This window comes from Paenibacillus terreus (assembly GCF_042138595.1).
Taxonomy (GTDB): Bacteria; Bacillota; Bacilli; order Paenibacillales; family Paenibacillaceae; genus Paenibacillus; species Paenibacillus terreus.
In genome coordinates this window covers 165,055-178,963 of sequence record NZ_JBHIRX010000014.1, presented here as the reverse complement: position 1 = coordinate 178,963, position 13,909 = coordinate 165,055, and the positions used below count along the sequence as shown (strand labels likewise).

Here is a 13,909-nt window from a genome sequence, read left to right as displayed (position 1 = left end):
CTTGAATTCAGCCGGGACTAAGCGGATGCTTCCGAAGCATGTTTCCTGCGGAAACATTTCAGGTGCTCACGTACCCCTAGTACGCTCCGCTCCTCAGTCCCTAGCTTCATTCAACTCCAGCGTTTTGAAAAAACGCACTTCGAAAGCATACGCTTCGGTGCTGAAAACCTGACTTTTTGAACACGTACTAATATTATATTCATAACGCCGTCCCTCGGATATATATATGCCGCTTCCGCATGTCTACATTAACATTTGCGGATCGACATCGAGGCTGATCTGCAGATTCTGGCGCTGGACGGCATCCGCCAGCTCATCCGCCACATTCCTGACCAGTCCGACAGCGTCAATTTGTCCACGCCATTTTATCATACATTGAAACCTGTATCTATTTTTGATTCTCGGCACCGGTGAAGCGACAGGCCCCAGAATATCCAGCACGTCAGTCGTAAAACGGTCCATATCCCCGAACCAGCCCAGCTTTCTGGCCTTTCCCTCCAGGGTTGTCCTGAAATTCTCCGCCAGTCTCACCAGGACAGGCAGCTGCTCATGCGAAAGAGTCACCAAAATCAGACGGCAGTACGGCGGATAGTGCAAATTACGGCGGTGCTTCAGCTCATCCCGGATAAAAGAACCGTAATCATGGCGGCTCGCATGAATGATGGAATAATGATCCGGGGTGTAGGACTGGATAAATACCTCACCTGGAAGCTGATGCCTGCCGGCTCTCCCCGCCACCTGGGTCAGCAGCTGAAACGTTTTCTCCGCCGCCCGGAAGTCGGGCAGATTGAGCGAAGAATCCGCAGTGATGACACCGACCAGCGTCACATCGGGAAAATCAAGCCCCTTGGCCACCATTTGCGTGCCGAGCAGAACATCGGCTTTTTTCTCCCTGAACCGTGCCAGCAGCTTCTCATGCGAGCCTTTTTCCGTTGTTGTGTCCACATCCATACGGATGACGCGTATGCCGGGGAACAGCTTGGCCAGCTCTTCCTCCACACGCTGGGTCCCTGTTCCGAAATAGCGGATATGCTCGCTCCCGCAGTCGGGGCAAACCTCCGGCGCGGGCGCCGCATAACCGCAGTAGTGGCAGCGCAGGTTATTGGAACGCTGATGATAGGTCAGCGAAATGTCGCACTCCGGGCAGCCTGCCACATAACCGCAGCTGCGGCACATGACAAAGGTGGAATAACCTCGTCGGTTCAAAAGCAGCACCGTCTGTTCCCCACGCTCCAGCCTGCTGGCGATTCCTTCATGCAGCGCCCGGCTGAACATGGAGCGATTGCCCTCCCGCAGCTCCTCGCGCATATCCACAATGCGAACCTCGGGCAGCGTGTTGCCGAGGGCGCGGGTATGCATTTCAAGCAGCAGCGGGGCAAACTCGTCATTGCTCTGCGAGCGCGCCGCATGGTAGGTTTCCAGTGCCGGGGTCGCAGAACCGAGTATGACGACCGCACCGTGCTGATGCGAACGCCGGACCGCCACATCGCGCGCATGGTATTTCGGTGTTTCCTCCTGCTTGTATGACGATTCATGCTCTTCGTCCATAATAATCAGTCCGAGATGGGCAAAAGGAGCAAACACGGCGGATCTGGCTCCAATGGCAACCTTGACGCGCCCTTCCCGTATTTTGCGCCATTCATCATACCGCTCCCCGCCCGACAGCCGGCTGTGCATGACCGCGACCTGATCGCCGAACCGGCCTTTGAAGCGTTCCACCATCTGCGGGGTTAGCGAAATTTCCGGGACAAGTACGATCGCCTCTCTTCCCTGCTCGATACAGCGGCTGATGCATTGCAGATAAACTTCGGTTTTACCGCTGCCGGTGACGCCGTGAAGCAGGAATGCCCCCTGTTCACGAGCATCCAGCTGCCGGATTACCCGGTCAAAAACATGCTGCTGTTCGACGGTAAGCCTGAGCGGCTGTGTCGGCTTGAAGTGCCTGCCGCGGTAAGGGTCGCGGAACACTTCCACATCTTCCAGACGGAGATATCCTTTATTTTCAAGCGCTTTGACGGCGGCCGCCGTCACATGCAGGGAAGCAAGCACCTCCTTCAGCGGGAGGGGTAAAAAATCCTTGCGTTCCAGGATGAAGGCCAGCACTTCCTTTTGCCGCTGCGCTTTTTTGGGAAAATCGACAAGCGCGGCTTCCGCTTCCCCGGCCGGGACCGCCAGATCGACCGCTTTTAACGTTTTCTTCTGCAGCTTGTCCTTGATCATCTGGCTTTCCTGCAGCACCCCCCGCCGCAGCAGCGATTTGATCACCGCCGCCTCCTGCGGGAATTGCCGGCTTAATGCCTGCAGCGCAACCTGATGTTTGCTGCGGATATAGGTCACGATCCTCCGCTCTGCCGGATCACTCATGCCGTCATCCGCCAGAAGCGCGCCGGCCGCTACCGGCTCTTCCTCATCTATCGGCCGGTCAGCCAGGGAGATATACCGCTCCGCTTTGCCCTTGAGCGCTGTCGGAATCATGGCCTGCAGCGCCAGAATCCGGTTGCACGCATAACGCTCGCTCATCCATGCGCCCAGTTCCACCAGATCGGGAGACAGTGGCGGAACGAGATCCAGCAGCTCCTGGATCGGCCGCAGCTTGAAGCGGGACGGCTCCTGCTGCGGCTGTACCGAGGTGACGAAGCCTTGCACCGTGCGTTTGCCGAAGGGCACGGCAACCCGGCTGCCCGGTTCAATCCAGGATCGCATCGTGTCGGGAATCAGATAATCAAAGGTCCGGTCCGTATCCTTGGCCGGCACATCCACGATCACTTTGGCAATATCCATACCGTCCGATGCCCCCATCCTCTTACGCCCCGCCCATCCGGGCGGCTGCGGCGGTCAGCAGCCGCCGGGCCACCTCGTCTTTGGACATGACGGGCAGCTGTTCAACAAGGCCATTGCGGTCGTAGATGTGTACCGCATTGGTGTCCGTGCCGAAGCCGGCCCCTTCCATGGTCACATCATTGGCCACCAGCATGTCGCAATTTTTACGTTCCAGCTTCTCACGCGCATACCGGTCCAGCTGATCCGTTTCCGCGGCAAAGCCAACCAGAAACTGCTTCGTTTTACGCTGTCCGAGCGATTCCAGAATATCCACCGTCTTCACCAGCTCCAGCTGCAGCGTATCACCCTGCTTCTTAAGCTTCGTCGGTGCTTCCTCCTTGGGCCGGTAATCGGCCACGGCCGCCGCCATAACCAGCATGCTGCATTCCTCCCAATGCCTCATGACAGCCTCATACATATCTTGCGCAGAACCTACCTTTTCTACTGAAACGCCTTCCGGAGGTGCCGCGGTTGTGTTCCCGGCAATAATCCGCACATCCGCTCCCATTTGTCTGGCGGCTCTGGCGATGGCAAAGCCCATTTTACCTGACGAATCATTCGTAATATAGCGGACCGGGTCCAGGCGCTCCACCGTCCCGCCAGCCGTAACAATCACCTTGCGCCCCTGCAGCAGCTGCGGCAATGCCTGCTTATCCTTCTCCGCGAAATAACGCTCGACGATCTCCACAATCGTCTCCGGCTCCTCCAGCCGGCCTTTGCCGACATATCCGCAGGCCAGCTGTCCATTTCCCGGCTCAATCATCATGACACCGCGGGACACCAGGGTCCGCATATTGTCTATCACCGCGGGATGGTCGTACATATGCACATTCATTGCAGGGGCCACCATAATAGGGGCCGTGGTGGCAAGCAGTGTGGTGGACAGCATGTCATCCGCCAGCCCATGCGCCATTTTGGCGATCATATTTGCCGTAGCCGGTGCGATGAGGACCAGATCCGCGAAATCGGCCAAATGGATATGGGACACAACCTCAGGCTGCCTCTCATCAAAGGTGTCGGTGTAAACCGGGTTGCGCGAGAGCGTCTGCAGTGTGAGATCAGTAATGAATTTCTGTGCGGAGGCGGTCATGATGACATGTACGTCCGCTCCCTTTTGGGTCAACTTACTGGTTAGTGCGGCTGCTTTATAAGCGGCAATGCCCCCGGCAATCCCAAGCAAGATTTTTTTCCCCTTCAACATGCTCCACTCCTCCTTAGAGAAAAAAATAACAACCTTTCGGTTGTCAAAAAAAGAACGGCTGAAATGCCTTTTTTTTATTTTGTCGCCAAGTCAGAAATCAGTCTTCCAGACGCTCCACTTTCAACAAATCGTTGTAAATCTCCTCCAGCGCCACACCGACCTGCTTATGCGATCTGGGCTGCTTCAAATCACTCTTCTCACCCTCGCGCAGCAGTCTGGCGCGGCGGGAAGCGGCAACGACAAGTGAATATTTACTGTCAACTTTATTCATCATTTCATCTATGGAAGGATACAGCATGAACAGACACCTCTTCTACAAAATATTAGGTATTCCATAAATCAGCGGATTTTACAATGTTCGGCGATAATGATTGATTCTATTCTTTTACACGCCAAATCAATCTCGTCATTGACTACAGCATAATCGTAATGCTGCATCAAGTTCATCTCATCAACCGCAACGGACATCCGGTGATCAATGGTGGCCTGGGTCTCCGTCCCGCGCCCGCGGATCCGATCCTTCAGTTCGTCAAGCGAAGGAGGCAGCAGGAAAATAAAAATTCCTTCAGGGAATTTCTCCTTAACTTTGAGTGCTCCCTGAACTTCAATCTCCAGAAAAATATCTTTCCCCTGCTCGAGCGTCTGCTCCACAAAATCCCGCGGAGTCCCGTAATAATTGCCTACGTATTCCGCGTATTCAAGCAGCTCGTCTTTCTCGATCATTTCGAGAAACTGCTCTCTTGTCCTGAAAAAATAGTTCACTCCGTTCTCCTCGCCCTGCCGGGGCTGGCGGGTCGTTGCCGACACCGAGTAAGTCAGTTCCGGCAGACGCTTGCGGAGCGCATTTCCTACTGTTCCTTTGCCGACACCCGAAGGTCCGGATAAAACGATTAATAATCCCTTAGCCATATTACTCTCCATTTTTTATTCGTCATGATCATCATCTTTGGTGGATAGACGGTGTGCCACCGTTTCCGGCTGTACCGCCGACAGGATCACATGATCGCTGTCCGTAATAATAACCGCCCTGGTCCGGCGGCCATATGTCGCATCAATCAGCATATGCCGGTCACGCGCTTCCTGAATGATCCGTTTGATCGGAGCGGATTCCGGGCTGACGATGGAGATAATTCTATTGGCCGACACAATATTGCCGAAGCCGATATTAATCAGTTTGATTGCCATAATCAGGTATTTCCCCCTATACAAATGACTGTTGCCGCCAAGCCAGCGGGAAGCTATTCCATATTCGCGGCTTGTTCGCGAATTTTCTCCAGTTCCGCTTTCATTTCAACCACGCGGTTCACCAATTCAAGATGATTGGCTTTGGAGCCGATCGTATTGACTTCCCTGTTCAGTTCCTGGATCAAAAAATCAAGTTTACGGCCGGCGGGCTCGTCCGAAAGCAGGAGATTCCTGCATTGGCCTAAATGACTTCGCAGCCGGGTCAGTTCTTCATCGATATTGGACCGGTCTGCGAAAAGCGCTATCTCCATCCCCAGCCTTTGCTCATCCGGCAGAAGAGCGCCATCCTGCAACTCTGCAAGCCTCTGCTTCAGCCGGTTGCGGTAGTCGGTCACAACTGTAGGCGCTAAAGCGGCAAGCTCGCTGTGCAGCACTTCCAGCCGCTCGATCCGGCTGTTCAGGTCTGCAGCCAGCACCCTGCCTTCCCGGCGCCGCATCTCAAGCATTCCGGCGACAGCCTCTCCCAGGCCGTCAAGAAGAAGCTGCTCCCATTCCGGGTCTTCCGCTTCGTCGATGCTGTCCCGGTCGACCCACACATTCGGGAGGGAGAGCAGCTCGCTGACTCCGATCCTTCTGTCAAGGCCGTATTTGTCAGCAAGCAGCTCGGCGGTCTCCAGATATGCTTGCACTACCGGTTCGTTTAGCTGTACGTACGAGTTCTGTCCCTCATCCCGTTCCTTTTGAATGAAGACATCTACGCGGCCTCTCTTCACTTGCCGCTGTACCTCTTTTCTCAAGCCGTCTTCAAAACGGGCCCATTCACGCGGAATCCGCATCATCACCTCGCAATACCGGTGATTTACAGACTTCACCTCAAAGCGCACTTTATAGCCTCCGTGATAAAGAACGGCTTGACCGTATCCGGTCATACTCAATGACATCGGCATCACATCCATTACACTATTCTAATGGATTATGTTGAACGAAACAAGTGGGACGGACGGTGCCCGGATTTTTCCCAAATATAGGAGGTAAGCTCTGCGGTCATTTCATAGAACATGAACGGTGTCATGAGATAAATTCCGTTAAAATGGTCCATGGCGGCATCCACCAATTCCCTGGCGATTGCGACGCCCATCGCCCGTCCTTCCGGTCCCTGCAGGCCTGACATCCGGGAGCGAACCGCATCCGAGAGCTGGATGCCAGGTACCTCGTTATGAAGATATTCCGCATTGCGTCCGCTGGCCAGCGGCATGATGCCGATGAAGATCGGTGTCTCCAAATGGGCCGTCTGACGCTTGATCTCCGCTATTAACTCGATATCGTAAACCGGCTGTGTCATGATGTAATCCGCCCCTGCGGCGATTTTTTTCTCAAGCCTCTCCACGGCCTTGTTCAAGTGCTTGACGTTCGGGTTGAAAGCTGCGCCTACAACGAATTTTGCCTTTTGCTTCAGCGGCTTGCCCGAGAAGGCAACTCCGTCGTTCAACTGTTTGATCATACGGATGATTTCAAATGAAGTCATATCATAAACGGAGCTGGAGCCCGGCAGATCCCCGAACCGCGCCGGATCTCCCGTCACTGCAAGCACATGATCGATGCCGAGGGCGTCGAAGCCCATCATATGCGATTGGGTTCCGATGGAATTGCGGTCTCGGCAGGCGATATGGATGAGCGGGCGCACCCCCACTTCACTGCGGACCAGGTGGCCGAGCGCCATATTGCTCATACGTGTCACCGCCAGCGAGTTATCCGCCATCGTCAGCGCATCCGCTCCTGCGGCCTTCAGGGCACGGGCCCCCTCCATAAACTTCGTGATATCCAGATCACGCGGAGGATCCAGCTCTACAATGACCGTATGCCGCTGTTTTACAAGATCAACAATCGTAGGTTCCTGCGGGGGAGCGCCAGCCGCTTGATCCTCCGCCTCATGAGCGTTTACAGATACCGATTGGCGGATAGTTGCCGCCCCAGGCTTTTCAGGCAGCACCGCCGGAACATATCCTTGCAGTGCAGCAGCGATAGCAGCTATATGCTCAGGAGTTGTGCCGCAGCAGCCTCCGATCAGTCTGGCTCCCCGGTCTGCAAATGAAACCGCACACTCCGCCATATACTCCGGCCCCGCGCCGTATACATACCGGCCCTCTACATAATCTGCCAGGCCTGCGTTAGGAAAGATGGACAGTGGGACATCCAGAGGTTGGTCCAGTGACTCAACTACGCTCATGATGCCTTGCGGTCCGGAATGGCAGTTGAAGCCAAGCACATCCGCTCCCTCACCGAGCAAAAAGGCAAACGCCTCCTTGATGCTGTAGCCGTCGCGGGTCATGCCAACTTGATCCACAGCGAACTGGCAAATGACCGGCAAATCGCTGTATGCACGGATACAGCGCAAGGCTGTGCGCATTTCCTCCAGCTCATAAAACGTTTCCAGCAGCATCCCGTCCACGCCTTCGGCCAGCAAAGCGGTAATCTGCTGGTCAAAATTTCGTTTCAGTTCCTGATTCGTTATATTAATCCGCTTGGCTCCATAAATAGAGCCCATAGCCCCCACGACATAGTTATCTGGCCCGGCTGTCTGACGTGCGATTCTGACGCCTGCCCGGTTGATTTCATCCACCTTGGATTCGAGGCCAAACTTGCCAAGCTTATAAGCATTGGCCGAATACGTATTGGTCTCCAGCACACGGGCGCCTGCCTGCAAATAGCGGCGGTGAACATCCGCGATCACCTCCGGGGAGGTCAGGTTCAGTTCCTCATAGGAAATTCCGACCGGAAAACCCAGCTGATACAAAAATGTTCCCATAGCGCCGTCCCCGACCAGTACTTCCTTTTTCCATGCCGTGCGCAAATCCGCTTTCATTCGCTTCCTCCACCCCGTCATTTTGTTTCATCTAATGTAACATAAACCTCACCGGAACATAAGAAAAACATCTATCGATGTACACTCAAAGAAGACAGACCGCGTTTAGCGGTAGTTTTTCTTGCGATTCCAGGAAGCTTATACCAAGAACTTTATACTTTCTGGAATCTTAAGACAAAAGATTAACATTCCTATTGAAGCTTTCCGTTGGACGGGAAGAGGCTCAGTTCATAAAAGACACCTTTTTTGTTTATTTTGGCGATGAGAGCAGCCTGCCCTTTTCTGGTGAAGGTGTAGGTATTCTTATCAATCTTTACTGTGTAGCCGGACAAGCTCATGTTAAACAACCGTTTTGCTATCACTGCCGCTGCTTTCTTGGCTTGCTCAGGCGTATATTTCGGCACCGAGAACGATGCCGCAAAGTCGCGGTCGCTCTTCCAGTCCGTCTGAGGGGTGGATACCTCAAGCACTCTTCCCGTCACGGCCCCAATCTTAACGCTGCTTGATTCGTTTGCATCCTCGAACAGCCAGTAAAATCCCCCATCTGATTCGTCTTTATGCCGCGAGGCATGGGCGATGGCAACCGATTTGCCCCAGGTGTTCCGGAGGGCGTTCTCCGCCCGTGTCACCAGCTTGGAGTCCACATTTGCGAGCGCATATTCCGCATGAATGGAAATGCGGTTTTCGTCTGCAATGTCCACATACAGGGATGAAGAGCTGTCTCCCGCTCCCCAGAATACCCAGTAGTCCTTCGGTTCATTGTTCTGATAAGGTGAATGCACGCGCCAAAACGCTTCAAACTCCAGGGTTTTATTCTTGTCAAAGGATTCAATGGCACTGAGCACTTTTTTCTTCAACTCGGAAGGCAGCACCTGGTCCATACTCCCTATTTTGTATCTTAAGGTGGTGGACTCTACTCTGCTGTTCACCTTATTGTATTCCGTCTGGAATACGGCCGACCCATCATTCAGCTCGCCTTCAACGATCCATGTTTTCCCCATATCCATGACTGTATCAAAAGAGAAAGGCTCACTCCCGGCCATTTTTTTCACAGCCTCCTCCAGACGGCTGGTTACCGTCGGTGTCAGAGATGAAACGGTTTTGACCGTCGTTTCTCCGGTTGAAGGAACAGATGCCGCTTGAGCAGGAACCGCAGTCATAAGCAAAATCACCACCGTCGCTGCAACTAACCATCCTTTTTTCCGCATTCGTCTTACCGCCTCCTTCTCGCTCAATATCTATGATTATAACGTTTTTTTGCATGCAAAACAGACAGGAGTTTCTGAAATGCGACAAAAATTCCTGTCATATGATGACCTGGGGCATACTTTCGAAAGTTGTGAGACGCTCCGAGGACGAAGCATTCCTGCAATCGCTGTTAACACTTCGGGCCAAAGATAATCATGACCACCCGTCCAACGGGTGGTTTGCTCTTGGGGTATAACCCCCTGTTGCCAAACTGCGCCTAAAGACGCTAGCCTGACCACAAATCTGTTCAGGCTCAGTGTAATTTGTCACTTCCACTTTTATCCTTGATCCAGATATTCGGATAAGCTTCGTAACCGGCCATGAATCCGGATACGCCCATGATTGGATCCCACAAATAACTCGTCATCGCCATTCCGTAGGTGTCGTTTTTCCCGTTACCATCGGGGTCTCCTTCGGTGAACGCTTCCGATATGTTCAAGTCCAGTTCCTCCTCTGTTTCCCTGACAAAAGTGACTTGTATGGACGGAACATATCTTCCTTCCTCCTCAGAAGGCTTTCCCTGCTGCCCCGCGGGTAACGGTTGCGTCTGCTCCGACATTCCTTGCATAAGGCTTACAGGCATGAGCACCGCAAGGAGCAGAATTAAGGTCCATCTTGTTCTGTTTCGATATTCAATTATCTGTAGGCGTACAAAAAGCCGCCACCAGGCGACTTTTTGTATACCATTGTGTGTTTGTTGCCTAGACGACCTGGTATTCGAAATTGGAAAAATCGGCTTTTCCTCCAATAACCTTCGTTGAATAGAGGAATAGGCCAATCCGGCAGCCCATGAAATGGTCCAATTTATAGAACATCTTGTGGGGGATGCCAATTGACCTCCACTCCGTACCATCAAGATAGGCAAAAGAACACTCATCCTGATTGTTCACAAAATGACCTGACGCCTGGAGCGTAACGACCGGCCCGGCTACGGGGATTCGTGCATGTTCCGTCGCAGGCTCCTGGTCAATCAAATTCCCGAATATGCTGGAATCCTCACTTTCCCGTGCATGCATGACAAGGTAAAACTGTCCCTCATCCCTAGTTAACGCAATCAGACCGTAAGTTCCTATTAAAAAACAAATTCCTGCATAATCGCCATCATTTAATCCGCTGCCATCCAGTGTCACGTTAACCGTACATGCAGGTCCCATCGCGCGCTGGGTTAGTGTATTTACGGCAAACGTTAAGTTCGGACTGAGCTGACCGCTCCGAATACGATATGTACCAGGCTTCTCGGATACAGTCCAAAGCTCATCATGGGGCGTATGATTCCACTGCCAAAAATCACGCAGGCGTACTCTACCGTCTTCTCCAATGTGATAACTGAAATCGTCGCTGCCTACCAGTGGGCTGTAATGATAATCCGGCCTTGTGCTGGGAATATCGATTTCTTTTGGTGCCTTGCTTGCAAAAACGGGTATACTGTCTTCAAAATGCACGGGAACAAGTACTGGAATACGCCCCACCGCACCATGATCCTGAAACAGCATGGCATACCATTCTCCCTCCGGTGTATCAACAATCCCACCTTGCGCAACACCTGAATTGAAATAACCCATATCATCGTTAAAAACTTCCCCACCGACAAATTCACCGTCTATCGTATCCGCCATGAAGTAAGCCTGAGTTCTTCGTCCCGCCTCTTTCGAAATGTGAATCAGGAACACATAATACTTCCCATTGATTTTATAGAAATGGGCACCCTCGTATCCCAGATGGTAAGGCTCTCGCTCTTTTACGATTAAACGCTGCAATCCCCCCGGTTTAGGTCCTGACAGATCAGCCTTTAACTCGATCAGATGAATTTCGGTATTGCCATGTACCAGATATATCCGGTCGTCATCATCAAAGAAAAGAGAGCAATCATGATAAAAGCCCTCAACAATGCGTTTGTTCCATGGCCCTGATATAGATGAAGATGTGTACAAATACGTCTTTCGCGTATCATTAGCTACAAAGATTACATAAAAAATCCCTTGATGATACCGAAGTGAAGCTGCCCACATTCCTTTACTATAAATTTGTTTGCCGTCTTCCAATCTTTGGGCGGGTGTGTCATCCAGTCTATCATACACATGAGTTGCCACTTCCCAATGCATCAGATCATATGAACGCAGGATGACACATCCTGGCATCATATGCATTGTCGTACTCACCATGTAATACGTATCTTCTACGCGGATGACATCGAGATCCGGATAATCGGCCCATAGAATCGGATTGGGATGAACCATGCCTTAATACACCCCGCTTATTTTTGAATATATTTACATGTTCCATGATAATGAAGGTTGATTCCACTTCCGATTGCAGCACAATAAATTCCCATGCCATCGTCAATAATTAATCGCTTTCAAAAATAGATGAGCTAATGTGATTTTTTCACTTTAAAACCAAATACATGCCCAAAAAAAGAGATTTTAAAGGGCAGCTTCAAGGTATGATTATATAACTAGGGAGGCCCGTGAGGCCTCCCTTAAACTTGCTATTTTTCCGGGCATGGATCAATCATGCGAATGGTTCCATCGGAGTTATACGTCAGTTCGGCAAATTTGACACAGCGCTTGTAGTCGACACCGCCGGACAGGGAACAGTCATGATAAAATAAATACCATTTATCCTCAAATTGAACAATGGAATGATGTGTTGTCCATCCCAAAACAGGCGGTAATATCGTGCCCTGGAACGTGAATGGTCCCATAGGATTGTCACCTGTAGCATATACCAGCTTGTGCGTTGTTCCCGTGGAGTAAGACAAGTAATACTTGCCATTATACTTGTGCATCCATGGTCCTTCGAAATATCTGCATTCTTCGTTGCTCGCGGTAAGCGGCTTGCCTTCCTGATCCAGGATTACAATTTCCAATGCTTCCGTAGACATAGTGAGCATATCCTCGCTGAGCTTGGCAATTCGTGGGCCAAGGGCAGGCGCATCCGGAGCAGGACCTTCAGCATCTTCCACGTAGCTTCCCGTCTGCCACTTCTCCAACTGACCGCCCCACAGGCCCCCAAAGAGCATGTAGGCTTCATCATCCTCATCAATGAATACGGCAGGGTCGATGCTGAAGCTGCCCGGGATGTACTGCTCCTCCGGTTGGAATGGACCTTGGGGAGAAGAGCTTGTTGCTACGCCGATCCGGAAGATGCCATCATGATCGCGTGCGGGGAAAAACAGATAATATTTTCCGTTTTTGTATGCAGCATCTGGCGCCCACATCTGACTGGATGCCCACGGGACATCCTTAACGTGCAGCACCTCGCCATGATCCACGACCGGCGAATTCAGGTCGGCCATGGACAATACATGATAATCCTCCATTTTGTATTGGTCTCCGTTGTCATTCACCGGACCGTCATGATCCAGATCATGAGATGGATAGATATAGATCCGATCTTCAAAAACATGTGCTGATGGATCTGCAGTATAGATGTGGGTGACTAACGGTTGATGCGGTTTAGGCACTTCAGACATTCAAATACTCCCTTTCAAAAGAGATGATTCAATTCCAAATTTATTTTCGGACGCTTTAACGATATAAGTATCACTTTTTCTCCATTGCAGCACGCTTCGGAATTTGAGCGACGCGCTCATAAGCCGGTTTGGGAGCATGCGACTCATCGAACAAAAATGGCCAATTTTTCCTGCCTCTGACCGGGAAATGATCAAGCCAGGTATAATCATCGGCTGCTCCCCAGAATGTGACGGCACTGATGTGTTCACGATATTCGTAAAGGAGACGGAAAATGGATTCATAACGCTCGGCTTGCAGTTCCAGCATCCCCTTCTCAGGACGAGTCAGTTCCGTACGTCGGTCGTCAAAGCGAAATACCGATACGTCAAGTTCAGTGAGCTGAAGCTGAAGGCCAAGCTTCGCATAACGCTCAATGGCAGCACGCATGTCGTCCAGCGTGGGGTCGTATAAATTCCAGTGTGCCTGCAAACCTACCCCATGAATCGGTACGCCTTGATCCAGCAGTGAACGAACAAGTCGGTAAATGCGCTCCCGCTTATGCGGGTTGGACTCGTTGTAGTCGTTATAAAACAAGAGAGCCTGTGGATCTGCTTCATGAGCAAACTCGAATGCTTTGGCAATAAAGTCCTCCCCGACAATATCCAACCATTTGGAAGGCCGCAGAAATGCACTTTCATCATTCTCATCAGAGATGACCTCATTCACAACATCCCAGCAGTATATAACATCCTTATATCTGCCGACGACAGTCTGAATATGCGAGCGAAGCCGTTCAAGCAGTAGATCCCGCTCCGCCTTTCCGCCCGTTTCGTTTTCGAACAACCAATCGGGAGTCTGATTATGCCAGACCAGCGTATGTCCTCGCAGTGCCATCCCTTGCTCTCTGGCAAACGCCGCTATGACGTCTGCGTTCTCGAACGTGTACAGATTCTCCTCCGGGTGCAGGCTTGAAAATTTCATTTCATTTTCTGCTGTCAAGCTGTTAAAGTGGTAGGCCAGCAGCGAGCGCTGGCTGTCGATCGTCAGGGGATTAACCGCTGCACCGATATGAAAAGCATCCTTATATAAAGCCTTCAATGATTCCTCTTCACGCCTGGATTCCATAATTCCCCTCCT

Annotated in this window: 11 protein-coding genes and 1 pseudogene; all 12 read right to left on the bottom strand. The window is 51.7% G+C overall.

What is annotated here, in order from left to right; translation table 11 throughout:
* Positions 1-243: 243 nt before the first annotated feature.
* The 12 genes and pseudogenes from priA to ACE5KN_RS22320 all read right to left on the bottom strand — a co-directional run bounded on the left by priA (position 244) and on the right by ACE5KN_RS22320 (position 13,897).
* On the bottom strand, positions 244-2,781 hold the full coding sequence (gene priA / locus ACE5KN_RS22375) for a primosomal protein N' (protein WP_375524227.1): 2,538 nt from the start codon (positions 2,779-2,781) through the stop codon (positions 244-246).
* A gap of 22 nt (positions 2,782-2,803) precedes the next feature.
* Positions 2,804-4,021 carry a bifunctional phosphopantothenoylcysteine decarboxylase/phosphopantothenate--cysteine ligase CoaBC gene (gene coaBC, locus ACE5KN_RS22370; protein WP_375524158.1) on the bottom strand — a complete coding sequence of 406 codons (1,218 nt, stop codon included), beginning with the start codon at positions 4,019-4,021 and terminating at the stop codon, positions 2,804-2,806.
* A 97-nt stretch (positions 4,022-4,118) separates the two neighbouring features.
* Positions 4,119-4,319: a DNA-directed RNA polymerase subunit omega gene (gene rpoZ / locus ACE5KN_RS22365; protein ID WP_375524157.1), complete on the bottom strand. Its 201-nt coding sequence runs from the start codon at positions 4,317-4,319 to the stop codon at positions 4,119-4,121.
* A gap of 41 nt (positions 4,320-4,360) precedes the next feature.
* Positions 4,361-4,930, bottom strand: coding sequence for a guanylate kinase (gene gmk / locus ACE5KN_RS22360; protein ID WP_355319376.1), 570 nt, complete (start codon positions 4,928-4,930; stop codon positions 4,361-4,363).
* A 15-nt stretch (positions 4,931-4,945) separates the two neighbouring features.
* Positions 4,946-5,206 carry an extracellular matrix/biofilm regulator RemA gene (gene remA, locus ACE5KN_RS22355; RefSeq protein WP_020615370.1) on the bottom strand — a complete coding sequence of 87 codons (261 nt, stop codon included), beginning with the start codon at positions 5,204-5,206 and terminating at the stop codon, positions 4,946-4,948.
* 53 nt (positions 5,207-5,259) lie between these two features.
* Complete coding sequence (locus tag ACE5KN_RS22350) at positions 5,260-6,147, bottom strand: YicC/YloC family endoribonuclease (protein ID WP_375524156.1); 888 nt, start codon at positions 6,145-6,147, stop codon at positions 5,260-5,262.
* Positions 6,148-6,179: 32 nt separating this feature from the next.
* A complete protein-coding gene (locus ACE5KN_RS22345) occupies positions 6,180-8,069 on the bottom strand; it encodes a bifunctional homocysteine S-methyltransferase/methylenetetrahydrofolate reductase (protein WP_375524155.1) in 1,890 nt (629 codons plus the stop codon).
* Positions 8,070-8,260: 191 nt separating this feature from the next.
* Positions 8,261-9,277, bottom strand: coding sequence for a hypothetical protein (locus tag ACE5KN_RS22340; RefSeq protein ID WP_375524154.1), 1,017 nt, complete (start codon positions 9,275-9,277; stop codon positions 8,261-8,263).
* Positions 9,278-9,588: 311 nt separating this feature from the next.
* Positions 9,589-9,756 (bottom strand): annotated as a pseudogene (locus tag ACE5KN_RS22335) (extracellular solute-binding protein); the annotation flags it as partial.
* A 262-nt stretch (positions 9,757-10,018) separates the two neighbouring features.
* Positions 10,019-11,554, bottom strand: coding sequence for a glycoside hydrolase family 43 protein (locus tag ACE5KN_RS22330; protein ID WP_375524153.1), 1,536 nt, complete (start codon positions 11,552-11,554; stop codon positions 10,019-10,021).
* Positions 11,555-11,805: 251 nt separating this feature from the next.
* Entirely contained in the window at positions 11,806-12,792 is a 987-nt protein-coding gene (locus tag ACE5KN_RS22325) for a glycoside hydrolase family 43 protein (RefSeq protein ID WP_375524152.1), read from the bottom strand.
* A gap of 70 nt (positions 12,793-12,862) precedes the next feature.
* A complete protein-coding gene (locus tag ACE5KN_RS22320) occupies positions 12,863-13,897 on the bottom strand; it encodes an endo-1,4-beta-xylanase (RefSeq protein WP_375524151.1) in 1,035 nt (344 codons plus the stop codon).
* Positions 13,898-13,909: the final 12 nt, after the last annotated feature.